Source organism: Brevundimonas sp., assembly GCF_050729455.1.
Classification (GTDB): Bacteria; Pseudomonadota; Alphaproteobacteria; order Caulobacterales; family Caulobacteraceae; genus Brevundimonas.
This window is the reverse complement of the sequence record NZ_JBOHLI010000024.1, coordinates 1-21409: the sequence shown is the minus strand read 5'-3', so window position 1 is coordinate 21409 and position 21409 is coordinate 1. Positions and strand designations below refer to the sequence as shown.

Annotated in this window: 24 protein-coding genes; 5 read left to right on the top strand and 19 right to left on the bottom strand. The window is 68.2% G+C overall.

Translation table 11 applies throughout. From position 1 onward, the window contains the following. Positions 1 to 5 precede the first annotated feature (5 nt). A complete protein-coding gene (gene astB / locus ACREEF_RS07985) occupies positions 6 to 1340 on the top strand; it encodes an N-succinylarginine dihydrolase (protein ID WP_431565085.1) in 1335 nt (444 codons plus the stop codon). Further along, positions 1340 to 1810, top strand: a complete 471-nt coding sequence (locus ACREEF_RS07980; RefSeq protein WP_431565064.1) for a hypothetical protein — start codon at positions 1340 to 1342, stop codon at positions 1808 to 1810. The genes astB and ACREEF_RS07980 overlap by 1 nt, the downstream gene beginning before the upstream one ends. A gap of 170 nt (positions 1811 to 1980) precedes the next feature. On the opposite strand, the gene phhA is transcribed toward ACREEF_RS07980, so the two are convergent. Both phhA and hspQ read right to left on the bottom strand, forming a co-directional pair. After that, the gene (gene phhA / locus ACREEF_RS07975; RefSeq protein ID WP_431565063.1) at positions 1981 to 2856 is read right to left on the bottom strand and encodes a phenylalanine 4-monooxygenase; all 876 of its coding nucleotides are present in this window, start codon (positions 2854 to 2856) and stop codon (positions 1981 to 1983) included. A 72-nt stretch (positions 2857 to 2928) separates the two neighbouring features. Beyond that, positions 2929 to 3243 carry a heat shock protein HspQ gene (gene hspQ, locus ACREEF_RS07970; RefSeq protein WP_431565062.1) on the bottom strand — a complete coding sequence of 105 codons (315 nt, stop codon included), beginning with the start codon at positions 3241 to 3243 and terminating at the stop codon, positions 2929 to 2931. A gap of 146 nt (positions 3244 to 3389) precedes the next feature. Between hspQ and ACREEF_RS07965 the strand changes: the two genes are divergently transcribed. Then, positions 3390 to 4511, top strand: coding sequence for a Ppx/GppA phosphatase family protein (locus ACREEF_RS07965; protein ID WP_431565061.1), 1122 nt, complete (start codon positions 3390 to 3392; stop codon positions 4509 to 4511). On the opposite strand, the gene ACREEF_RS07960 is transcribed toward ACREEF_RS07965, so the two are convergent. The 5 genes from ACREEF_RS07960 to gyrA are packed head-to-tail and all read right to left on the bottom strand — an operon-like array spanning position 4484 to position 10385. After that, positions 4484 to 5365, bottom strand: a complete 882-nt coding sequence (locus tag ACREEF_RS07960) for a peptidylprolyl isomerase (RefSeq protein WP_431565060.1) — start codon at positions 5363 to 5365, stop codon at positions 4484 to 4486. The genes ACREEF_RS07965 and ACREEF_RS07960 overlap by 28 nt on opposite strands. 26 nt (positions 5366 to 5391) lie before the next feature. Next, positions 5392 to 6234, bottom strand: coding sequence for a peptidylprolyl isomerase (locus tag ACREEF_RS07955; protein WP_431565059.1), 843 nt, complete (start codon positions 6232 to 6234; stop codon positions 5392 to 5394). Between the two features lie 14 nt (positions 6235 to 6248). Then, positions 6249 to 6731 (bottom strand): pantetheine-phosphate adenylyltransferase, encoded by a 483-nt coding sequence (coaD, locus tag ACREEF_RS07950; RefSeq protein WP_431565058.1) that lies wholly within the window; start codon positions 6729 to 6731, stop codon positions 6249 to 6251. 52 nt (positions 6732 to 6783) lie between these two features. Continuing rightward, positions 6784 to 7587, bottom strand: a complete 804-nt coding sequence (locus ACREEF_RS07945) for an aminotransferase class IV family protein (RefSeq protein WP_431565057.1) — start codon at positions 7585 to 7587, stop codon at positions 6784 to 6786. 29 nt (positions 7588 to 7616) lie between these two features. After that, positions 7617 to 10385 carry a DNA gyrase subunit A gene (gyrA, locus tag ACREEF_RS07940; protein WP_431565056.1) on the bottom strand — a complete coding sequence of 923 codons (2769 nt, stop codon included), beginning with the start codon at positions 10383 to 10385 and terminating at the stop codon, positions 7617 to 7619. Positions 10386 to 10610: 225 nt separating this feature from the next. Here gyrA and ACREEF_RS07935 point away from each other — a divergent pair, with 225 nt between their 5' ends. Beyond that, positions 10611 to 11153 carry a superoxide dismutase family protein gene (locus ACREEF_RS07935; RefSeq protein WP_431565084.1) on the top strand — a complete coding sequence of 181 codons (543 nt, stop codon included), beginning with the start codon at positions 10611 to 10613 and terminating at the stop codon, positions 11151 to 11153. A 9-nt stretch (positions 11154 to 11162) separates the two neighbouring features. Here ACREEF_RS07935 and ACREEF_RS07930 read toward each other — a convergent pair whose 3' ends face one another. Then, positions 11163 to 12065, bottom strand: coding sequence for a DMT family transporter (locus tag ACREEF_RS07930; RefSeq protein WP_431565055.1), 903 nt, complete (start codon positions 12063 to 12065; stop codon positions 11163 to 11165). Between the two features lie 132 nt (positions 12066 to 12197). On the opposite strand from ACREEF_RS07930, the gene ACREEF_RS07925 reads away from it, so the two are divergent. Then, positions 12198 to 12770 (top strand): nucleoside 2-deoxyribosyltransferase domain-containing protein, encoded by a 573-nt coding sequence (locus ACREEF_RS07925; RefSeq protein WP_431565054.1) that lies wholly within the window; start codon positions 12198 to 12200, stop codon positions 12768 to 12770. A 61-nt stretch (positions 12771 to 12831) separates the two neighbouring features. Here ACREEF_RS07925 and ssb read toward each other — a convergent pair whose 3' ends face one another. From ssb to ACREEF_RS07870, 11 genes are all read right to left on the bottom strand, one after another. Beyond that, complete coding sequence (ssb, locus tag ACREEF_RS07920; RefSeq protein ID WP_431565053.1) at positions 12832 to 13335, bottom strand: single-stranded DNA-binding protein; 504 nt, start codon at positions 13333 to 13335, stop codon at positions 12832 to 12834. Between the two features lie 90 nt (positions 13336 to 13425). Then, positions 13426 to 13857 (bottom strand): hypothetical protein, encoded by a 432-nt coding sequence (locus ACREEF_RS07915; protein ID WP_431565052.1) that lies wholly within the window; start codon positions 13855 to 13857, stop codon positions 13426 to 13428. Continuing rightward, a complete protein-coding gene (locus ACREEF_RS07910; RefSeq protein ID WP_431565051.1) occupies positions 13854 to 14534 on the bottom strand; it encodes a hypothetical protein in 681 nt (226 codons plus the stop codon). Before ACREEF_RS07910 ends, ACREEF_RS07915 begins: the two co-directional genes overlap by 4 nt. A 78-nt stretch (positions 14535 to 14612) precedes the next feature. Continuing rightward, positions 14613 to 17306 (bottom strand): transcriptional regulator, encoded by a 2694-nt coding sequence (locus ACREEF_RS07905; protein WP_431565050.1) that lies wholly within the window; start codon positions 17304 to 17306, stop codon positions 14613 to 14615. Between the two features lie 255 nt (positions 17307 to 17561). Next, positions 17562 to 18389: a flagellin gene (locus tag ACREEF_RS07900; protein WP_431565049.1), complete on the bottom strand. Its 828-nt coding sequence runs from the start codon at positions 18387 to 18389 to the stop codon at positions 17562 to 17564. A 130-nt stretch (positions 18390 to 18519) separates the two neighbouring features. Then, a complete protein-coding gene (locus ACREEF_RS07895) occupies positions 18520 to 18792 on the bottom strand; it encodes a flagellar protein FlaG (RefSeq protein ID WP_431565048.1) in 273 nt (90 codons plus the stop codon). A gap of 88 nt (positions 18793 to 18880) precedes the next feature. After that, positions 18881 to 19696, bottom strand: coding sequence for a flagellin (locus tag ACREEF_RS07890; protein WP_431565047.1), 816 nt, complete (start codon positions 19694 to 19696; stop codon positions 18881 to 18883). A 412-nt stretch (positions 19697 to 20108) separates the two neighbouring features. Further along, on the bottom strand, positions 20109 to 20534 hold the full coding sequence (locus ACREEF_RS07885; protein ID WP_431565046.1) for a hypothetical protein: 426 nt from the start codon (positions 20532 to 20534) through the stop codon (positions 20109 to 20111). Next, positions 20531 to 20914, bottom strand: a complete 384-nt coding sequence (locus tag ACREEF_RS07880) for a M15 family metallopeptidase (RefSeq protein WP_431565045.1) — start codon at positions 20912 to 20914, stop codon at positions 20531 to 20533. Before ACREEF_RS07880 ends, ACREEF_RS07885 begins: the two co-directional genes overlap by 4 nt. Then, entirely contained in the window at positions 20911 to 21183 is a 273-nt protein-coding gene (locus ACREEF_RS07875; RefSeq protein WP_431565044.1) for a hypothetical protein, read from the bottom strand. The genes ACREEF_RS07880 and ACREEF_RS07875 overlap by 4 nt, the downstream gene beginning before the upstream one ends. After that, a partial coding sequence (locus ACREEF_RS07870; protein ID WP_431565043.1) for a hypothetical protein occupies positions 21180 to 21409 on the bottom strand: 230 nt, incomplete at its 5' end. The genes ACREEF_RS07875 and ACREEF_RS07870, both read right to left, overlap by 4 nt.

Here is a 21409-nt window from a genome sequence, read left to right as displayed (position 1 = left end):
TGAACATGAAGGCCATCGAAGCCAACGCCGACGGCCTGATCGGCCCCACCCACTCCTACGCGGGCCTGTCGCCGGGCAACCTCGCCTCCAGCCTGAACAAGGGCGAGGCGTCGAACCCGCGCGCGGCGGTGTTGCAGGGCCTCGACAAGATGAAGCGGCTGGCCGACCTGGGCCTGCCCCAGTTCGTCCTGCCGCCGCACGAACGGCCGAACATCCCCTTCCTGCGCTCACTCGGCTTCTCGGGGAACGACAGGACCGTGCTGGCGAAGGCCTGGCGCGACGCGCCGGCCTTCGCCGCCGCCGCCTGTTCGGCCTCGCCCATGTGGGCCGCCAACGCCGCGACCGTGACCCCCAGCGCTGACGCCGCCGACGGCCGGGTCCACTTCACCCCCGCCAACCTGCACACCAACCTGCATCGCTCGCTGGAACACCAGCAGACCAAGCGGGCGCTGGACGCCCTCTTCCCGGACGCGACCCGGTTCGCCGTCCATGACGCCCTGCCCGCCGTCGCCCATCTGGCCGACGAAGGCGCCGCCAACCACGTCCGCCTCTGCGCCGAACACGGCGCGCGCGGGGTCAATCTGCTGGTCTGGGGCCGTGAGGCCTTCGAGCCCTGGGACGGCCGTTTCCCCGCCCGTCAGACGCGTGAGGCCTCCGAGGCGATCGTGCGCTGTCATGCGGCCGGTCGCCCGGTCCTGGCCCAGCAGTCGCGCGCGGCCATCGACGGCGGCACCTTCCACAACGACGTGGTCTGCGTCGGCGCCCTGGACACCCTCTTCTTCCACGAGCTGGCCTTCGAGGACACGGACGCGACCAAGGCCGCCATCCGCCGCGCCGCCGACGGCCTGTTCGAGCCGCAGTTCGTCGAGGTCTCGGCCGCCGACCTGCCGCTGGCCGACGCCATCAGCTCCTATCTGTTCAACTCCATGCTGATCCAGATTCCGGGCGAGGACCGCCTGACCCTGATCTGCCCGACCGAGACGCGCGACAACGCCCGCAGCCATGCGGTCGCGCAAACGCTCGCCGCCTCCAACGGCCCCATCGGTCGGGTCGAATACGTCGACGTGCGCCAGTCGATGCGCAACGGCGGCGGCCCCGCCTGCCTGCGCCTCCGCGTCGTCCTGACCGAAGACGAACTGGCCGCCACCAACCCCGCCATGCGCCTGACCGACGCCCTGCACGCCCGCCTGTCGACCTGGGCCGAGCGCTGGTATCGCGACACCCTGACCGCCAGCAACCTGGCCGACCCCGCCCTGCTGGACGAAACGCGCGGTGCCTTGGACGAACTGACGGGAATCCTGGCGTTGGGGACGGACTTCTATCCGTTCCAGCGCGACTGATGGCGCCGCCCGCCCCCCGCAATCCCTGGCTGATTGCCGGGGGCCTGTTGAGCCTTCTGGCCGCCGCCCTGCACCTCGTTGTGATCGGGATAGGGCCCGACGGCTACCGCTTCTTCGGCGCCGGCGAACCAATGGCGCAGATGGCCGCAGCGGGCCACTGGTATCCGGCCGTCGTGACCACGGGCATAGCGACCATCCTGACGATCTGGGCCGCCTACGCCTTTTCCGGCGCAGGCGTCCTGCCCCGGCTTCCGCTGCTCAGGACCGGCCTGATCCTCATCAGCCTGATCTATCTGGCGCGCGGGCTGGTGCTGGTCCCGGCCATGCTCCTGCACCCCCAGGGCCTTGCCGGAATCACCCCCTTCATCTGGTGGAGTTCGCTGATCGTGCTGGCCTACGGCCTGGCTTACGCCGTCGGAACCTGGACCGCCTGGCCGCGCCTGAGCCGGCGTCAGGTGCGTGATCGCTGAGGCGTCATAACCCGGCCTCGCGATCCTAGGAAAACATGGGCTTTGCGTGTCTCCGGCACGCTTGTCCTCGCCATCCCTCCGCCGTGCGCCATCATCCCCTCTGCTCAAGACCGCAGAGGAGATTTCAGACGATTCAGACGAATTGGACTCTGTTTTTCCGCGAGCCGTCGTCAGGCCGCGAAGCGCCCGCCCTTGTTGGCATAGGCCTGGGTCCCGCGCGTGAAGACGACATCGCTCGGCAGGATGGTCTCGATCGGCAGGTCCTCAGCCCCCTTCAGCCGCTCGTAGAGCGGGCCGAAGTCCTGCAGCGTCACGGCCTTCAGTTCCTCGATGCTGTCGATGACGAAGTAGACCTGCTGGAAGTCGTCGATCCGGTAGAGGGTCTTCATCACCCGCTCCAGATCGAAGCCCAGACGGTTCGGCGAGGCGTCCTCCAGGCTGAACACGCTCTCGATCGCCGAGGAGACGATGCCCGCGCCGTAGATCCGAAGGCCGTCGGCCTCCTTCATCAGGCCGAACTCGACCGTGTACCAGTAGAGGCGCGCCAGCTTGTCCAGCATCCCCAGCGACGCCGCCCGCTGCCCGCCCTTGCCATAGGCCTCCATATAGGCGGCGAAGTCGGGGTCGGTCAGCATCGGCACGTGGCCGAAGACGTCGTGGAAGATGTCCGGCTCCTGCAGGTAGTCCAGCTGATCCGGCTTGCGGATGAACTGGCCCGACACGAAGCGGCGGTTGGCCAGGTGATCGAAGAAGACCTCGTCTGGCACCAGCCCGGGTACGCAGACCACGGTCCAGCCGGTCAGGGCCTGAAGCTTGGGGTTCATCACCTCAAAGTCGGGGATGCCGCCCAGGTTCAGGTCCAGCGCATCCAGCCCGCGCATATAGGCCTCGCAGGCGCGGCACGGCAGAATCTTCATCTGCCGCGCGTAGAGGGTGTTCCAGGTCTCGTGCTCGACGTCGGTATAGGCCGCCCAGTTCTGGGGGATGGTCCAGTCGGCGGCGGCGCCTTCCGGCGGGGCTTCAAAGACGTGTTCGAAATCGGACATGGGAACGCTCCTCTCGGCTCTGACGGCCGTTGGGGGCAGATTAGCGCGCGATACAGCCGCCGTCACGCATGGCTATTGCAGCGTTTGCGAACGCGGCGCGTGGCGGCCTTGAGCGTCGATGGTGAACCACTCCCGCTCGTCCTCGGGCGACAGAGGCTCGATCTCCGGCGTCGCCACCAGGGCGTCCTCGGCGGCGTAGGCGATCACCCCGCCCTCGATGTCGGCGATGAGGATGCGATAGAAGGGCTGATCGCTGGCGACCACGCCCGTCTCTGCGGCCGGGCCTGCGTATTGGGCGTCCACATCCATGACCAGACCATGGAAGGCGTGGTCGCGATGCCGGACGATCTGTCCGAGGCCGAACCGGGCTGTGTGAACCTGGGTCATGCTGCAGACAATACGCTTGGCGAGTTGAAGCGGATGCATCCGGGCCGTTCATCAATGCGACAGAATGTCTTGGCTTGACCGCTTTGACCGGTTTAACCTGATCAGGACGGGCGCCGTTTTGGACCGCCCACATGAAAGCTCGGCCCATGCCGGAGACCCCTGGCGCGCCCGCACGGCGCGACGCGCGGTCCCAGCCCACGAAGTCCCGCAGTTCCGGGGCTTCCGGTCGCGATGCGCCCCTCTATGGCGCGCTCGACCTGGGGACCAATAATTGCCGCCTGCTGATCGCGCGCCCGTCGCGCGACGGGTTTCGGGTGGTCGACAGCTTCAGCCGCATCGTGCGGCTGGGCGAAGGCTTGTCGCGGACCGGCCGCCTTGACGACCGCGCCATGGACCGGGCCTACGACGCCCTGGCCCTGTGCGCCGAGCGCGTGGCCCGCAAGGGCCTGGACGCCGAGCGCCTGACCGCCGTCGCCACCCAGGCTTGCCGGGCGGCCGAAAACGGCGAGGCCTTTATCGAGCGGGTGCGGCGCGGCACCGGGCTGAAGCTCAGGATCATCGATCCGGCCGAAGAGGCCAGCCTGTCGGTCGCCGGCTGCCTGAACCTCTTCGACCCGCGCGCCGAGGCGGTTCTGGTCATCGACGTCGGCGGCGGTTCGACCGAGCTGTCCTGGCTGATGCGCGGCGCGCAAGGGTTTGAGAGCAAGGGCTGGATGTCGGCGCCCCTCGGCGTGGTCACCCTGGCCGAGCGCCATCCGGAACCCGTCGGCGACACCGAGGCCTGGTACGAAGCCATGGTCGCCGATGTCGGCGCCGTCCTGGCCACCGGCGCTCCGAATGACGACCGGGTGCGCGGCCTGTTCGAGAGCGGGCGGGTGCATATGGTCGGTACCTCGGGGGCCATCACCAGCCTGGCCGGCATCCACCTGGGCCTGCGCCGCTATCAGCGCGATCTGGTGGACGGTCTGTGGATGACGCGCGGCGACTGCGAGGCGGCGGCCCTGCGGCTCAAGACTTTGGGACCTGCGGGCCGGGCGGCGGAAAGCTGCATCGGCCCCGACCGCGCCGACCTGGTACTGGCGGGCGCCGCGATCCTGGAGGCGGTGCAGCGCGCCTGGCCGTGCGAGCGTGTGCGCGTCGCCGACCGGGGCCTGCGCGAAGGCCTGCTGCTGCAAAGGATGCGCGAAGACCGCCAGAAGCCCCGTCGACGCCGTCGCCGGGGCCGCTCAGGCTCCTCGGATCAGGCGGCGGGCGCTCCGGCGACCTGAACCGGCAGGTCGATGTCGCAGACCGAGAAGTCCGCGCCCTTGGCCTGACGCGCCGCGTCGGCAAGCGCGCGGAACCGGGCCGAGTTCGTATCCAGAACCTGCACGGCCGGGCGCTCGGCCTCAGGCAGGTCGGAGGCGACGCGCACCCGGGTCATCCGGTCTGGGCCGGTGACGATGCCGTCGGGGTTGGGGCTGAACTTCAGCGCCCGCACCACGTCCAGACCGGACACGACCCGGCCCCAGATGGTGTAGCGCTTCTCCAGCGACGGATAGGGCTGACGCATCAGGAAGAACTGGCTGTTGGCGCTGTCCGGCGCATCGTCGCGCGCCATGCCGGCGACGCCGGGGCAATAGAGGCCCCAGGCCGAAACCCTGCCCCCCTCCATCTTCGCCATCAGGGCGTCCGGCTGGGACTGGACCGGCAAGGAGCGCAGGAAGCCCACCACGGACCCGGCGGGCGCGGCCACGGCCGTAAAGGGCGTCTGACTGTCGCGACGGAAAGTGAACTCGGCCTTCAGGTCGGGATAGGGGCTCTGGCCCTCGCCGCTGCCGAGCGGATCGCCGGTTTGGGCCATGAAGTGATCGATCACCCGGTGCCACAGAAGGTTGTCGAAGAAGCCGCGCCCGGCCAGCAGGCGGATGCGCTCGACATGGCCCGGCGCAACCTCGGGGGCCAGTTCGACCAGGACGCGACCCTTGTCGGTATCGATCACCAGCAGGTTCTCGGCCGCAACCGCGCGCCACTCAGACGCCGGAGCGGACACGGACGCGACCACCGGCGCCGCCTCCTGGGCCCAGGCCGCGCTGGCCAGCATCAGGACGGACGCCGCCGCCAAACCCGTTGAAAAGCGCATCGTCGTCCCTCCCCCAATCAGAAAAATCAGCCGCCCGTGACCTCGACCACCGGCTGCACGTCGCAGATGCCGAAGCGGGCCCCCCGCGCGGCGCGGGCGGCCTCGACGGCGGCGTTGAAGGCAGCCGAGCCGGGCACGGCAACGCGCACAGTCGGGCGCTGCCTCTCCGGCAGGGCCGAGGCCAACTGCACCTTGGTCATGACGTCGGCGTTGGGGCCGACCTTGCCGTCCTCGGCGTCGCTGCCAGGTTTGAGCGCCTTGACCACGTCCAGCCCCTGAACCACCCGACCGAAGGTCGTGTAGCCGCCGTTCAGCATATCGTTCTGGCCGGTCATCAGGAAGAACTGGCTGTTGGCGCTGTCGGGCGAACCGGCGCGCGCCATGCCCGCTACGCCGGGGCAGAAGAGGCCGCTGGCCGTGGTCTTGAAATCAGCCGTCACGAACATCTGGGCGTCGGGCTGGGTCGCGACCGGCAGGCTGCCCATGATCCCGCGCACGCCGGGGCCGCTGTTCTCGACCGCAACGAAGCCGCTGTCGCGCCCGCGCCGGAAGCTGAACTCGCCCTTGACGTCCGGCAGGTCGCTGCCGCCCGCGCCGGTGCCCTGGGGGTCGCCGGTCTGGGCCATGAAATCGGGGATGACGCGGTGGAATTTCAGCCCGTCGTAGAAGCCGCGATTGGTCAGGGTGCGGATGCGCTCGATATGGTTCGGCGCGGCGCGCGGCTCCAGCTCGACCAGAACCCGGCCCTTGGCGGTGTCGATCACCAGCAGGTTGTCGGGCGAAACCGTGCGCCATTCAGCGGTCTGAGCGACCGCGCCGCCCGCAATCATCGAGACCGCGGCGGCGGCCAGAAGCGTCTTGAGGTTCATGTCTATCCTGAAATCTAGCGCTGCACCTTGGCGCGCACCTGGGCGGCGACCGCCGGGCTGACGAAGCTCTCGATCGCGCCGTCCAGACGGGCGATCTCCTTCACCAGCCGCGAGGCGATGGCCTGATGGCGCGGATCGGCCATCAGGAACACGGTCTCTATGTCGCTGTTGAGGCGCTGGTTCATCGCCGTCATCTGGAACTCGTATTCGAAGTCCGCGACCGCGCGCAGGCCGCGCACGATGACGTTGGCGTTCACCTCTTCCGCGAAATGCATCAGCAGGCTGCTGAAAGGCCGCACCTCGATGTCGGCGTTGAAGCGCGCGACCTCGGCCTTCAGCATCTCGACGCGCTCGGCGGTCGAGAACAGCGGCCCCTTCTCGTCGTTCTGGGCCACGCCGATGACCAGGCGGTCGACCAGTTTGATGGCCCGCCCGATGATATCCATATGGCCATTCGTGACCGGGTCGAAAGTGCCCGGATACAGTCCGATACGCATGGCGTTCGCCTCCCCGCGTTTCGATTGGTTTAGCAGGTGCGAAATCAACGGCCTAGATCGCCTGACGCGGGTTTATGCGCCAGGCGTCGATCAGACGCGCGATCAGGGCGTCGGACGGGTCGAAGCGATGACCGTCGATGGCCGCCACCTCGCAGGTCGGCGTGGCGCTATTGCAGATGAAGGCGGCGTCGAACGCGCCGAGGTCGGCCAAGGTCACGCGCCGCGTCTCTTCGCCCAGGCCCGCGCTCGCCAGCCCGCGTTGCAGCAAGGCCTGACCCGTCCCGGCCAGCATGGGCGCCTCGGGCCAAACCACCGTCTCGCCCTGGACGAAGCCGATATTCCAGATGGAGCCTTCGGAAATCCGCCCTTCGCCATCGACGAACAGGACGTCGTCGAACCCGGCCAGCACCGCCTGACGCCGCGCGCGGGTCAGGCCGAAGGTGGCGGCGTGTTTCAGATGCGGGACTTCGCGGGCGTAGATCTGGGTCTGCAGCCGCAGCGGCGTGGTCAGCGGCGACGCTGGCGGCGACAGCGTGGCCAGGACGCGCGGCTGCACCACCGCGTCCGGCGCCCGCAGGCTGATCGCGTCAGAGAAGAGATTGACCCGAAGGCTGAACCGGCCCGATCGCCCATGCAGCGCCTGCCGCATCCGTTCCCGCAGGGTCGCCTCGGGCACGGCGACGCCGAACAATTCGATGGCCTCGGCTTCCAGTCGGGCTAGGTGCAGATCCAGGCCCCGCACCGCGCCGTCCTCCACCTGCATCGAGGTGAAGGCGCCATAGTTGGACAGGACGAAATGGCCCAGGTCGGCGGCGCTGGCGGGCCGGCCGTCGATCTGCATCAGAACGTCAGCCATGCCCGCCGTCATATCCGCCTGAGAGCCGATCAGCCCTCGCCGCCCTCGTCGGCCACGGTTTCATCCGCGCCGTCGTCGTCGCCGCCCGAGTCGGGCAGACGCTCGACCGAGACGACCTTCTCGTCCTTGCCGGTGCGGAAGATGGTCACGCCCTGGCTGGAACGGCCGACGATGCGGACCTGGCTGACCGGGGTGCGGATCATCTGGCCGCCGTCGGTGACCAGCATCAGATCGTCGCTGTCCTCGACCGGGAAGGCCGCAGCCAGTCGCGTTCCGGCGCGACCGCCCAGACCATGCGCCGTCAGCCCCTGTCCGCCGCGACCGGTGCGGCGATACTCATAGGCCGAGGAGCGCTTGCCGAAGCCGGTTTCCGTGACCGTCAGGATAAACTGCTCGGCCGCGCCCAGTTCGGCGATGCGCTCGACGCTGAGGGCCGCGTCGCCGACAACCTCGTCGTCCGCCTCGACCGTCGCGACCTCTTCGTCCGCGTCCGCGCCGGCCAGGGCCTTGCGCATGGCGTTGGCGTGTTTGACGTAGGCGGCGCGTTCTTCCGGCGAAGCATCCACGCGGCCCAGGACGGCCATCGAGATAACCTCGTCCTCGCCTTGCAGACGAATGCCGCGCACGCCGGTCGAATCCCGGCCCTTGAACACGCGCACGTCGTCGGCCTTGAACCGGATGGCCCGGCCCAGCTTGGTCGTCAGCAGGATGTCGTCGTCAGCGTTGCAGATGGCCACGCCGACCATGTGGTCGCCGTCTTCCAGCTTCATCGCGATCTTGCCCGCGCGGTTCACCGTGGCGAAATCGCTGAGCTTGTTACGCCGCACGTCGCCGGACTTGGTGGCGAACATGATGTCGTAGTTGTCCCACTCGGACTCGTTCTCCGGCAGCGGCAGCACGTTCATGATGCTGTCGCCCGGCTCGATGGGCAGCAGGTTGACGAAGGCCTTGCCCCGCGACTGCGGGTTGCCCAGCGGCAGACGCCAGGTCTTCAGCTTGTAGGCCTTGCCGTTGGTGGCGAAGAACAGGACCGGGGTATGGGTCGAGGCCGAGAAGACGCCGGTGATGGCGTCCTCGTCCTTCATGGTCATGCCCGACTTGCCCTTGCCGCCGCGATGCTGGGTCCGATAAGCGTTCAGCGCCACGCGCTTGACGTAGCCGCCCAGGGTGACGGTGACGACCATGTCCTCACGCGGGATCAGGTCTTCGTCTTCCATCTCGGCGTCGCCTTCCCCGATCAGGGTGCGGCGCGGCACGGCGAACTGCTCCTTCACCAGCAGCAGATCTTCGCGGATGATGGCCAGGACGTTGGCGCGGTCCGACAGGATGGTCAGGTGGCCCTGGATGGTGTCAGCCAGGCCGCGCGCCTCGCCAAAGATGTCGTCGCGGCCCAGGCCGGTCAGACGCGACAGGGTCAGGGCCAGGATGGCGCGGGCCTGTTCGTCGGTCAGGCGGATCTTGTCGCCATCCACCAGAACCGTGCGCGGGTCGGCGATCAGCTCGACCAGGGCCATCATGTCCCCGACCGGCCAGGCCTTGGCCTGGAGGCGTTCGCGCGCCTCGGCCGGATCGGCCGAGCTGCGGATGATGTGGATGACTTCGTCGATGTTGGCGACGGCGACGGCCAGACCGACCAGGACGTGGCCGCGGTCGCGGGCCTTGGCCAGCTCGAACTTGACGCGGCGGACGACCACTTCCTCACGGAACTCGAGGAAGAGCTCCAGCAGCTTGCGAAGGCCCATCTGTTCGGGACGGCCGTGGTTCAGCGCCAGCATGTTGACGCCGAACGAGGATTGCAGCGCCGTATAGCGGAACAGCTGGTTCAGGATGACGTCGCCCGAAGCGTCGCGCTTCAGCTCGATGACGATGCGCATGCCCTGACGGTCGGACTCGTCGCGAACGTCGGAAATGCCTTCCAGACGCTTCTCGCGCACCATTTCGGCGATGCGTTCGATCAGGGTCTGCTTGTTCACCTGGAACGGCAGTTCGGTGATGACGATGGCGTCGCGATCCTTGCGGATTTCCTCGACCGAAGCCTTGCCGCGCACAATGACCGAGCCGCGTCCGTCGCGCAGCGCATTGCGCGGCGCGGTGCGGCCCATGATCTCGCCGCCCGTCGGGAAGTCGGGGCCGGGCACGATGTCCAGCAGGGCCTCGTCGCCCATGTCGGGGTTGTCCAGCAGCGCCACGGCCGCGTCGACGACTTCGCCCAGGTTGTGCGGCGGGATGTTGGTCGCCATGCCGACGGCGATGCCGCCCGCGCCGTTGACCAGCAGGTTCGGAATCCGCGCCGGCAGGACGACGGGCTCCAGCTCCTTCTCGTCGTAGTTCGGTTGGAAATCGACGGTGTCTTTTTCGATGTCGGTCAGCAGGGCCACCGCCGCCGGGGCCATCTTGGCCTCGGTGTAACGCATGGAGGCCGGCATATCGCCGTCGACCGAGCCGAAATTGCCCTGACCGTCGACCAGCATCAGCCCCATCGAGAAGGGCTGCGCCATCCGCACCAGGGCCATGTAGACCGAGGCGTCGCCGTGGGGGTGGAAGCGACCCAGCACGTCACCGACGACACGCGCGCACTTCGAATACGACCGCTCGGGCGTCATGTTCAGGTCGTGCATCGAATAGAGGATGCGACGGTGAACCGGCTTCAGACCGTCGCGCGCGTCCGGCAAGGCGCGGCTGACGATCACGCTCATGGCGTAGTCGAGGTAGGAGCGTTTCAGCTCGTCCTCGATCGTGATGATGGAGATGTCGCCGGGCGCCGAAGGTGCGGCGTTGTCGTAGCTGTCGTCGGTCAAGGAAATCAGGCTTCAAATGGCCGGAATCGGAACGTGATCCGCTATTCCGGTTTCTAGCATCCGGGGGGCGTTGTGGCAAAGAAACGCCGCTGATATCCCCATGCCCAAAAGGACAGGAAAACCATGCGTCTGACTGCTGCCACCCTCACCGCCGTCGCGGCGGCTTCGCTGATCGCCGGAGCGGCTTCGGCCCAGAGCCCAAGCCAGTCTCATGACCACGCCGCCATGGGCCACGGGGCGCACGCCCAAGCCTCGACTCAGGCGGCCGCCGTCGACCATTCCGCCATGATCCCGCGCGCCACGCCGGGCCAGACGGGACAGGCGTCGATCATCAACGGTCAGGGCGCGGAAATCGGCAAGGCGACGCTGACGCAAGGGCCGACCGGCCTGCTGATCAAGGTCGAGGCGACGGGCCTGACGCCCGGTTGGCACGGCATCCATATCCACGCCACGGGCCAGTGCGCCGCCCCCTTCACCTCGGCGGGCGCTCACATCAACCACACCGATCCCAAGACGCCCCACGGCCTGCTGAACGCCCAGGGTCCGGACGACGGCGACCTGCCCAACCTCTACGCCGCCGCGGACGGCTCGGCCAAGGCCGAGTTCTTCACCACCAGGGCCCGCATCAGCCAGGACGGCCCCGGCCAGTGGCTGTGGGACGCCGACGGCTCCGCCCTGGTCATCCACGCCAACCCCGACGACCACAACAGCCAGCCCATCGGCGGCGCGGGCGACCGCGTGGCCTGTGCCGTCCTCGGCGCGAACTAAGCGAGACGATCAGACCTTGGCGGGAGCGCCGGCGCGCAAGCCGCGCTCCCCCAGGGCGACCGTGATCACGCCGATCAGGGCGATGGCCACGCCGGTCACGATCTGCGGCGTCAGCACGTCGCCCATCCACAGCCAGCCGATCAGGATGGAGACCAGCGGCGAGCCCAGCAGATAGGGCGTCACCCGCCCCGCCTCGCGCCGTTGCACCAGCCAGAAGACCAGACTGGTCGCGAACACCGACGAAATCAGACCCGCCCAGACCAGGGTGCCCCAGACGATGGGCGGGGCGACCTGCGCCGCCTCCCACTGCCCCGTCTCGAACACCAGCGATCCGACGGTCAGCGCCGGGAAGGCCATCAGGGCCAGCAGCCCCTGCATCTTCAGCGGCGGAATGGAGGTGGTGCGCCGCGCGATCACCGTCGTCAGCGCCCAGGCCGAGGCCCCGGCCGCCCCGACCGCAATCGCCTTCCAGTCCTGCAAGGCGTGGGGGTCCAGCGTCATCCAGGCCACCCCGGCGAAGGCGATGACCAGCCCGACCGTCGCCATCCGCGAAATCCGTTCGCCCAGCAGCAGGAAGGCGAACAACGAGGTCAGCGGGATCCACAGCTGGGTCGCCACGGTCACCGGGCTGACGTCATGGGCCAGCCAATAGGCGAGATAGATCAGGCCGTAGTGGATCGGTCCGCCCACCACGGCGATGATCAGCAGGCTCTTCCAGTTCGGGAAGGGCGGCCGCACGAACCAGACCAGACAGGCGGCGGCGATGGCGAAGCGCAAGGCCCCCACCATCAGCGGCGGCATGACCTCGGTGGCGACCTTGGCGGCGGCGTTGTTGACGCCCCAGATCAGCATCACGGCGATGATGGCGGCGATCTCGAGCAAACTCAGCGGGGAATGGCGTTGGCTGGACACCGTGACCTGATGCCACAGGCGAGCGTGAAAGGCCCGTCACGTTCGATGACCGCTCTTTTCCATCGCGCCTGCCCTACTATTCGCCGGGCAGGATGCTATGCCGCCGCCCATCCGCGAAACGAGGCAGGATCGATGAACCGCACGATGGCCGCCCTGATGATCACCGTCGCCACCCTGGGCGCCGCGCCCGCGCTGGCGCAGACCGCCAAGGGACCGACCGCCGTGGTCTCGCCTCAGCCCCTGCCCATCGACGACAGCCGCCCGCGCGTCTTCCTGGGCGGCAGCATAGACATGGGCGGCGCGCCCGACTGGCAGGCGGCGATGACAGCGGCCCTGGCCGACATGGACGTGGTGATCCTCAATCCCCGCCGCCCCGACTGGAACCCCGAGTGGCGCCCCGAGGCCGACGAGCCCGAGTTCCGTCGTCAGGTCGAGTGGGAGCTGGCGGCGCTGGAATCCGCCGACGTCATCGTCATGTATTTCGCCCCCGGCACGCAAAGCCCCATCAGCCTGCTGGAAATGGGCCTGCACGCGCGCGGCGGAAAGCTGATCGTCCTGGCCCCCGAGGGCTTCTGGAGGAAGGGCAACGTCGACATCACGGCACAGGCCTACGGCGTCAAACAGGTCCAGTCCCTGCCCGAACTGACCGCCGGCGTCCGCGAGGCCCTGAGCACCGCTGCCGCCAGGGGCCGCTTCGCCCGCTGACACGAAAAAGGCCGCGCCCTCCTCTCGGAAGACGCGGCCCGATCGTTCGGATGAGCCGACCTTAGAACGGGATGTCGTCGTTCAGGTCGTAGCTTTCCTTGGGACCCGAGGGCTTGTTGGCGCCGCCGGTGGAGAAGCCCGAGGAGTAGTCGTCGTCGTTGCGGCCGCCGCCGTAGCCGCCGCGATCGCCCATGCCGCCGCCCTGGCTGTCGTTACGACCGCCCAGCATGGTCAGCTGGCCGTTGAAGCGCTGCAGCACGATCTCGGTCGAGTATTTCTCGACGCCCTGGGCGTCGGTGTATTTGCGGGTCTGCAGCGAGCCCTCGATGTAAACGGTCGAGCCCTTCTTCAGGTAGTTCTCGGCCACCTTGACGATGTTCTCGTTGAAGATGACGACCGCGTGCCACTCGGTCTTTTCCTTGCGCTCGCCAGTGGCCTTGTCGCGCCATTGCTCCGAGGTGGCGATGCGCAGGTTGGCGACGCGGTCGCCGCTGTTCAGCGTGCGGATTTCCGGGTCCTTGCCCAGGTTGCCGATGAGGATGACCTTGTTGACGCTGCCGGCCATGACCGATGTCCTTTTATGTTCTTGCCGTCGATCCCTAGCGGATTGCGACGGAATGTTCCAGTTTTGTTCACACCCGAGCGGGCGGGAATTCTAGTTGGGGGCGACGGCGATCGGGCGACCGTCGATCTCGCGCTGGATGGCGCCCGGAATGGCCAGACGGCCGTCGCCGGTGCGCGTCAGGGCGAAGAAGCGCTGCCCCGTCAGCGTCTTGCCGAACTTCACGCCGCCCCGGTCGATGAAGATGAACTGGCCCTGATAGGCGCCGATCATGTCGCGGTTGGTGCCGCCCAGGCGCAGGAAGCGCAGGCGCATTTCCTCGAGCCGGGCGGCGCAGAACTCGATCTGCTTCTGGTCGCGGGCGACCACATTGATCTGGGGCGCGGACTTGCCATCCTCGGCCAGGACCACGTGATAGCAGACGCCCGTCTCGGTCGGCGCCTCGACGCCCTTCTGGGCGCAGGCGGCGAGCGTCAGGCCCAAAAGGCCGACGGCGACGGCGGAAGCGGCGGTCTTGCGGCTCATCGGCCCAGCTCCGGGAACTGACAGTTGCGGTCCTGCTGGGCCAGGGTGCGGAAGCGGCTGTTGTCGTTCGACTGCTCGACGCGACGCGGCACCAGACGTAGGGTGGTGTCGCCCCAGCGGCCGTACTGAGCTTCGCCCGGGCGGACGCAGGTGCCTGCGTAAAGCGCCTGAACACAGGCCCCGATGCTCATGCCGTTGCCGATCGAACGCCATTCCGAGCCCGTGTGGCGCAGGCAGGCCGTGCCCGAAGCCTGAGCGGGCGCCGCACGGCTAGGCTCGGCGGGCGACGCGCCCTCATCGACCGGGGCGACCTCGACCGCCGGCTCGGCGGGCAGTTCGGGCGGCGGGGCGAAGGCGGCGGTCGGGGCGGCGGCCAGGGCGCCGGTGGCGTCCAATCCGACGTCCAGGGCGCTGGTGGCGACGCCGTTGCGCTGGGCGCAATCGGCTAGGGTGGCCAGACCGACGAACTGCCCGTCGACGAAGCAGCGCAGCTCGCGCGCGGGCTCCAGCGTCGGCGCCTCGGCCAGATCGATGGTCAGCCCGCCCTGGGACGCGGGCGGCGCCTCGGTCGGCTCGTCGCGCCCTCCGCTGAACACCAGGGCCACCGCCACGGCCGCGACGACGGCCAGGCCGCCCCCGACGATCAGGACTGTGCGATTGTCTTTCGGAAGGGCCATGCGGGACTCGACGCCAATGATGGCCCCAATAACCCCGGCGACGCGGCACGCGTCAACATAAAGCGGGGTTCCCCGCCGCTAGGCTGTGAGTCGTGCAAGCGCGGCCTGATAATTGGCCAGTTGAGCCTTGAGATAGGCGGGGGCCTGCCCCGTGACCTTGGGCTTGGTGCTTTCGGGCGCCAGGGCCTTGTAGGCGTCGCGCAGCACCTTGATGGCGGACTGGATACTGGCCTGGGCCTGTTTCGCCGCCTCGGCGTCCCGCAGGTTCAGCGCCTTGGGCAGATCGAGGCCGAAGGTCTTCAGGTCGCTGTCCGTCGGTCCGATGAAGCCCGGCGTCAGCCCCAGCCCCGCCAGAGCGTCGCGCCCCGCCTCGCCCGCCCGCAAGACCGCGCCCTGGCGCCCGTCGGTGAAGGCGATGGACAGGCGCTGGACGCCGCCGGCCGTGACCCTGGCGTCGCCGTCCATGCCGGTGACGTGGTCCTTGTCGGTCTTGATCGTCACCTTGAGCTTGCGGCCGGACGCGGTCTCGATCTTGCGCGCCAGGCTCTGCAAGGTCTCCTTGGCGTCGATGGTCACGGCCGTTGAGCGGCCGCTGTCGCCCGAGACGACATAGAAGCGGTCGCCCGGCCGAAGAGCCGTGACGTCGATCAACCTCTTGGAATCGGACTGGGGGATCTCGCCCTGGGGCAGGCCCAGCCGATCCAGCACGCTGGCCCCGCCCGAGGCGACGGCGATGGTCATGGGCGCCGCCTGGGCGTCCGCGCCGGTCCAGGTCTGCTTCCATTCCATCGCCCCGGTCAGGGGGTCGAGACGGGCCAGATAGCCCGAGGTCGGGTCCGTGGCCTTGGCGCCGATGGCGCGGTCCGAAATCCCGGTCAGCCAGACCTTGCCGCCCGCGACCTTTACATCGGCGGCGGAATCGTCGCCCGCTCCGCCGATGTAGGTCAGCCGGTCGTTGGCCGAGGCGCCGAGATCGTCGGCCAGGACGGCGACGAAGGCGTCCATCCCGCCCGCGTGGGCTGTATTGACCTGGCCGATGTCGAGCGCGCCGTTCTGGGTCGCGCCCGAGACGACCACCTGGCCGTTGACGACGGAAAGGCCGGCGATCTCGCCGTTGCCCGACTGGCCCAGGTCGCGGGTGGACAAAAGCGTCGGCGCGCCCGTGGCGTCGATCTGGAAGCGGCGCACGACCATGCGGCCGTTCTCGATCCCGGCGGTATAGAGCTTGTCGCCGTCCACGGTCATGGCCTGGACGCTGTCGTCCCCCGCCGTGCCGAACTGGTTGACGCCCGAGGCGGTCGCGGTGATCGGCGCCAGGCTGTGAATCTGGGTCTCGCTGAAGGCCTGAACATAGCCGTCCCAGCCGCCGCTGGCGGTCGCGCCCGACATGGCCGACTGCGAACGCCCGGCGACATAGACGCGGCCGTCGACGCCGAACGACACGGCGGTCGCCTCGTCCGCCGCCTTGGCGCCCCGGCGCTGGGTCCACTGCTCCACGCCCTTGGCGTCGAAGACAGTCACGAAACTGTCCGCGACATTGGCCGAAGCGCCCGACGCGCCGGGCTCCAGCGCGCCGATGACCGAGCCCGCCACCGCCACCCGGCCGTTCGCATCGACGGAAATGGCGTAGCCGCTGGCGGTCGAGGCGGCGCCCAGGGCCCGGCTGACCACCACCTGGCCGGCGGAATCCAGCTTCATCAGCACGACGTCGCCCTGGCCCTTGATCGGCTGGGTCGAGGTTCCGGCGCTGACGTCAGCGACGATCCACATCGAGCCGTCCGGCCCCGCGGCGCTGGCGCGCACGGCCTCGACGCCGTCCGGCAGGCCCGACTTGCCGATCTGGCCGTCCACCCAGAAGGCGACGCCGGAGGTGTTGGCCGCCCCTTCCTGGAATTTCAGCACCTCGTGGTCGCCGCTCTTGCCGACCCCTTGCACCACATAGACCGCGTCCGAAGATGCGACGGGGGCGAAGCTGACGGTCTCGGACGACACGCCCTGGACGCTCAGCGCCCATTGGTCCGACCCCGCCGGCAGGGTGATGGTCTTGTCCCCCGCCTTCACGACGCGCGGTTCCGAGGGAAGCTGCTGACTGGTGATGCGGGTCTGGACGCCCGCCGCCTCCAGCTTGCCGTTGATATGGGCCGTCACGGATTCAAGCGCGCGCAGCTGGGCGCCCATGTCGGCCAGGTCGATGCCGACCGTCTGGACGCCCGCGACCGACTTGACGCTGATGCTGAACTTCACATCGCCCTGGAAGGCGGCGACGACGTCGGCCGACGATCCGGTGTGGATCGGGCCCGTGACGTATTTGGCCGAATCGCGCGCCACGGCCGCGCCGGTCTGCGTCTTGGTCGCCGAAACGCCCTCGACCATCCGCAGCCCCTCGAACCCGCCCGCGCCCAGATAGGCGGCCAGCTCGGCCATCCCGGTGTCGAATCGTTTCGTGAGCTGGGCGTTCTCGAGTGCGGTGAGCCCCTTTTGGCCCGCCCGCTCGGTGATGGCCTCCAACATGGAGAGGCCCTGATACATGGCGAAGATCTTGCGATAGTCGCCCGACGACGTCCCCTTGACGTCCAGGGAGGTCGTTTCCTCGTTGATGAAGCGACGACCGCTCAGCGCCGCGCGCAGCAGATCGGACTGGGCCTGCGGCTTGACCGAAACGCTCCAGGGCGCGGTCGGCTGCTTCTTCTTCGCGGTCGCGGCCGCGTTCGACGTGCCGGGGCTCGTCGACGTCAGGCCGTACATTCCCAGAAGATAGCTGTTGTCGATCACAGGCCTGCGCTCCTTCGAGCCACCATGCCGCCCGCGCGGTAACGAACTGTTTAAGATCGCTCTGGAACAGCAACGGCTGATCCACGTTCCCGGACGGTCAAGCTCCCGTCACAGGCCAAGGATCCGTCCTATGCCCTACGTGCGTTGGTTGCTCATGAAATTGGCCAGCCTCTATGGGCTGACGCCGCGCCCGTCCCGGCGCAAACCGCCTCCGGTCTCGCTCGGACACGGCGCGCCGCGCTCGTTCAGCTAGGATCAGCCCTTGAAGAGCGACAGGATGATCTGCGGCGCCTGGTTGGCGATCGACAACGCCTGCGCGCCCAGCTGCTGCTGCACCTGAAGCGCCTGCAGGCGGGCGCTTTCCTTGGCCATGTCGGCGTCCACCAGATTGCCGATCCCGGTCTCCAGCGAGTCCATCAGCTTGCTGACGAAGGTGGTGTGCTTCTCGATCTGCTTGGCCTGGGCGCCCAGCTCGGCCAGGCTGGCGCTGGACGTGTCGATCGCGGCGATGACCGCGGTCAGGGCCGCGTTGGCGTTGGCCGCATTGGTCAGGTCGATCGCGCCTCCCAGCCCCAGCCCCGTCAGGGTCATGTCCTGGCGGTCCATGCTGATGATTTCGGTCGCGCCGACGTTGGCGAGGAAGTCCAGCGTCGTCGTGCTGGTTCCGTTCAGAATATTCTCGCCGTCGAACGTGGCGTTCATGGCGAACGACGTGAGCGACTTCAGCAGCGACTGGAACTCGTCGTCATAGGCCTTGCGCGACGCGGCCGAGGCGGACGGATCGGCGGCCGAGGTCGCCTTCTGACGCATTTCGATCAGCAGGTCCGAGATCTGCTCACCCGCCGCCAGCGACACGTCCGCCAGAGAGGTCGCCCGGTTCATGCTGGTTTTCACCGCTTCCAGCGCGCCCGTGTCGGCCCGTTGATTCTGGGCGATGGCCCAGGTGGCGGCATTGTCCTTGGCGCCCTGGACCTTCAGGCCGGTGTTCACCCGGTTCTGGGTCGCCGCCAGTTTCTGATTCGTGGAATTGAGGTTCTGAAGCGCAATGAGCGCCGAGGAATTCGTGAGAACGCTGTTGGTCATGGCTTCTAGCCCCAGTCCTAATTCTGGGGGCCAGAATGTCGCTGATTCCTGAGCGTATGGTTAACGACGCGGAAACGAACGCGACGCCGCCCGGCGAGCCGGCGGCGCTGCGATCGAAACTAACGGATGATCAGACCTTTGTCTTGATCAACTCGCCCGCCCCATAGGCCGGGCTGTGGCGCATTTTGACGACGTCTTCGCGCGGCAGCTGGCGAATGACCTCGCCCGTGACACGGTCAACCGTCTTGTAAACGAAGCCGTTCGGACCTTCCTCGATCGTCAGGCGATAGCGGCCGGCGTCGTTATCTTGCTGGACCGGCCGCTGAGGCGCTTCGACACCCTGCCCCAAGGCTTCGGGATTGATGAAGGCTACGCCGGGTACTCTTGCGACATTGTCTGCCATTTCCCTCTCGCGCGGTCACGCCGCGCCTCCCGTCTCCGGACGTGCGAACGGGGGCGAACCGCAAGGTCCGCCCCCGGCCACGTCTTTATTAGCGGAACAGGCCGAGCAGGATCGAGCTCGACTGGTTCGCGATGCCCAACGCCTGCACACCCAGCTGCTGCTTGGTTTGCAGAGCCGTCAGCTTGGCGCTTTCCTTGGCCAGGTCGGCGTCCACCAGGTTGCCGATACCGGCTTCAACCGAGTCCTGCACCTTGGAGGTGAAGGTCAGTTGACGCTCCAGCGACTTGGAGTTGCTGCCCAGCGAGCCCAGCTTGGCCGAGAAAGCCGTGATGGCCGTCTCCACCGCAGCGGCGGTCGCGCCGGCGCGAGCGATCGAACCCGTCGCCGTGGCGACGGTCGTGGCCGCTCCAGCAACAGCGTGCACCGAGAAGGTGTCGCCGGCCGCCGTGCCCGTCTGCACGACCAGGTTGTTGGTCGCCGAACCGGCCGAGAACAGGTTGACGCCGTCGAAGTTGGCGCCGCCCAGCGCCTTGGTGATTTCATTGCCCAGGGCGTTGAAGTCAGCCAGGTACGCCGTCTCGGCAGCCGAACCGGCGACCGAAGACTGAATCGCGACCGCGAGGGACTTCTGTTCCTCGAGAGCCTTGGAGATCACTTCACCCGCCGCCAGCGCCACGTCGATGACCGACTGGCCGCGTTGGATGGAGTTCTTGACGGCGTCCAGGGCGCCCATTTCAGCGCGCTGACCGGTGGCGATCGCGAAGATCGCGCCGTTGTCCTTGGCCGAGGAGACCTTCTGACCAGTGTTGACGCGGTTCTGGGTGGTTTCCAGCGCCTTGTTGGTCGCGTTGAGGCTCTGCAGCGCAACCATGGCGCCGTAGTTCGTGTTGATGCTGTTAGCCATTTTGGCTGTCCTTTGTCTTCGACGATGTCCGACGCCATTTTGGCTGCCGGGAGCTTTCTGCTCGGGACGGCAAGCAGCAAGGACAAGGCCACGAACAGGCGCCGGGCACGCTTCATCAAGACGCTGAATTTGCTACGTTAGATTTGATAAACCACGTTCATAACCCGGCAGATTTTGCCGGTTAACGCCTCTGCCCGGCAGAATCTGCCGCCTGACTCGGCAAGATATTCCACCTCAAGGCTCCTGCCGGCGATCCTGCATCGCCCGCTCGGCGGTCAGGGTTTCGACCGCCAGCCGCCGCGCGGCGTCGCAGGCGACGATCTGGGCGCCGCGCAACAGATAGGCGGCCTCCAAGTCCGCCAGGCCAGGCGCTTCAGGCAGTGTCGCGAGCGCACAGGGACGCGTCGCCGCTTCAGCCAGGACCAGCCGTGGCGGCGCAACCGTCGAGATCGGAGGCGAGCCGGCACAGTTCGCGGTCATGAGCGCGCAGGCGCCCAGCCCGCACAGGGTCCAACGGGTCGTTCGCATCGTCGGCGCTCCTCGCCTGGGTGACGGCCGCGACGGTCGCCCGCTGCACGGCCAGGGTCTGTCGGTGATGGATTTCTAAACGCGCGGCCTGCTGGGCCTGACCCGCCGCCTCGACGCGGCGAGCTTCTGCGTCACTCTCAGCCAAGGTCGCGCGCGCCTGGGCCGTCTCCAGCCGTCTCTGCTGAAGGTCGAACGGGTCCCACCTCAGCCCCAGCCCGCGTCCGGCGACCGCCAGAAGCAGGACCGCCGCCCCGACCAGGGCCAGCCACCCCAGCGGCGTCAGCGTCCGGACCAGGTCTCGGCGCCTCATGGATAGGCCCTCCGGTCCAGCTCGAAATGCGGACCGTCCCTCAGACGGGTCCAGTCCCCGCCCCAGGTCAGCGGCGTTCGCAGGTCGCGCGCCGCCGCCTTGAAGGCCTCGGCGATGCGCCCGTACAGCGGCCAGTCCCAGCGGACGCGGCCGTCGATCAAGGCCGCCACGTCGACCGCATGGCCGGTCAGGTGGCGCGAGTTGAGCGTCCGGCTGGCTCCCGCCTTGACCAAGGCCGCCTGGCGGGCGGGGTCGCGCAGCCCCTCCGTCACCATGAAATCCACCTCGGTTCGGCCGATCGCCGCCTCGACCACGGCGATCAGGTCGGGGTGGACACCCTGCAACCGGGCGCGAGAGCGTTGCGAAAGACGAAAGCTCATTTCCGCCCTCCCGCCGCCAGGCGCAGGCGCAGATTGGCCAGCATGGCGATCATCTGCTGGGCGCTCGGCGCCACCAGATAGAGGACCAGCATCAGGGCCAAAAGGCCCATCAACCCCTCGGCCACGCGCGGCAGGTCGGCGGGCGCCGTCCGCCCCACCGCCCGCGCCAGCAGCCACCACAACCCAAGACTGGCGGCGAAGACATAGAGCCGTCGCCACAGCCAGCGCCCCTCGGCCAGCCCAATCTCGCTCCTCTCTATCTCGGTCATCCTTCATCCTCCTGATCCCCAGGGGCGGCGGGCCTGCGCCAATCGCTCCCCAGCTGGTCGAAACAGTCGTCGGGCGTCAGCCGCTCGGGCGCGGCCCAGGCTTCCTCGTCCAGCAGTTCGGGCTCGAGGATGCGGTCGAAATATCGGGTCATGGCGTTCACCCGATCGCCGTCAGCCAGACGACGCCCGCCGCGCCTGCGCCGCCCGGGCCTGGCGTCGTCACGGC

Excerpts from the sequence above, each read along its gene's own strand:
- coaD (WP_431565058.1), bottom strand. The coding sequence starts at position 6,731 with ATGCGTATCGGACTGTATCCGGGCACTTTCGACCCGGTCACGAATGGC.
- ACREEF_RS07960 (WP_431565060.1), bottom strand. The coding sequence starts at position 5,365 with ATGCGCTTTTCAACGGGTTTGGCGGCGGCGTCCGTCCTGATGCTGGCC.
- ACREEF_RS07965 (WP_431565061.1), top strand. The coding sequence starts at position 3,390 with ATGCCGGAGACCCCTGGCGCGCCCGCACGGCGCGACGCGCGGTCCCAG.
- ACREEF_RS07915 (WP_431565052.1), bottom strand. The coding sequence starts at position 13,857 with ATGAGCCGCAAGACCGCCGCTTCCGCCGTCGCCGTCGGCCTTTTGGGC.
- ACREEF_RS07885 (WP_431565046.1), bottom strand. The coding sequence starts at position 20,534 with ATGAGGCGCCGAGACCTGGTCCGGACGCTGACGCCGCTGGGGTGGCTG.
- ACREEF_RS07900 (WP_431565049.1), bottom strand. The coding sequence starts at position 18,389 with ATGACCAACAGCGTTCTCACGAATTCCTCGGCGCTCATTGCGCTTCAG.
- ACREEF_RS07880 (WP_431565045.1), bottom strand. The coding sequence starts at position 20,914 with ATGAGCTTTCGTCTTTCGCAACGCTCTCGCGCCCGGTTGCAGGGTGTC.
- ACREEF_RS07980 (WP_431565064.1), top strand. The coding sequence starts at position 1,340 with ATGGCGCCGCCCGCCCCCCGCAATCCCTGGCTGATTGCCGGGGGCCTG.
- ACREEF_RS07910 (WP_431565051.1), bottom strand. The coding sequence starts at position 14,534 with ATGGCCCTTCCGAAAGACAATCGCACAGTCCTGATCGTCGGGGGCGGC.
- ACREEF_RS07875 (WP_431565044.1), bottom strand. The coding sequence starts at position 21,183 with ATGACCGAGATAGAGAGGAGCGAGATTGGGCTGGCCGAGGGGCGCTGG.
- ACREEF_RS07945 (WP_431565057.1), bottom strand. The coding sequence starts at position 7,587 with ATGGCTGACGTTCTGATGCAGATCGACGGCCGGCCCGCCAGCGCCGCC.
- ssb (WP_431565053.1), bottom strand. The coding sequence starts at position 13,335 with ATGGCCGGCAGCGTCAACAAGGTCATCCTCATCGGCAACCTGGGCAAG.
- ACREEF_RS07895 (WP_431565048.1), bottom strand. The coding sequence starts at position 18,792 with ATGGCAGACAATGTCGCAAGAGTACCCGGCGTAGCCTTCATCAATCCC.
- phhA (WP_431565063.1), bottom strand. The coding sequence starts at position 2,856 with ATGTCCGATTTCGAACACGTCTTTGAAGCCCCGCCGGAAGGCGCCGCC.
- ACREEF_RS07925 (WP_431565054.1), top strand. The coding sequence starts at position 12,198 with ATGAACCGCACGATGGCCGCCCTGATGATCACCGTCGCCACCCTGGGC.
- hspQ (WP_431565062.1), bottom strand. The coding sequence starts at position 3,243 with ATGACCCAGGTTCACACAGCCCGGTTCGGCCTCGGACAGATCGTCCGG.
- ACREEF_RS07890 (WP_431565047.1), bottom strand. The coding sequence starts at position 19,696 with ATGGCTAACAGCATCAACACGAACTACGGCGCCATGGTTGCGCTGCAG.
- ACREEF_RS07955 (WP_431565059.1), bottom strand. The coding sequence starts at position 6,234 with ATGAACCTCAAGACGCTTCTGGCCGCCGCCGCGGTCTCGATGATTGCG.
- astB (WP_431565085.1), top strand. The coding sequence starts at position 6 with ATGAAGGCCATCGAAGCCAACGCCGACGGCCTGATCGGCCCCACCCAC.
- ACREEF_RS07935 (WP_431565084.1), top strand. The coding sequence starts at position 10,611 with ATGGGCCACGGGGCGCACGCCCAAGCCTCGACTCAGGCGGCCGCCGTC.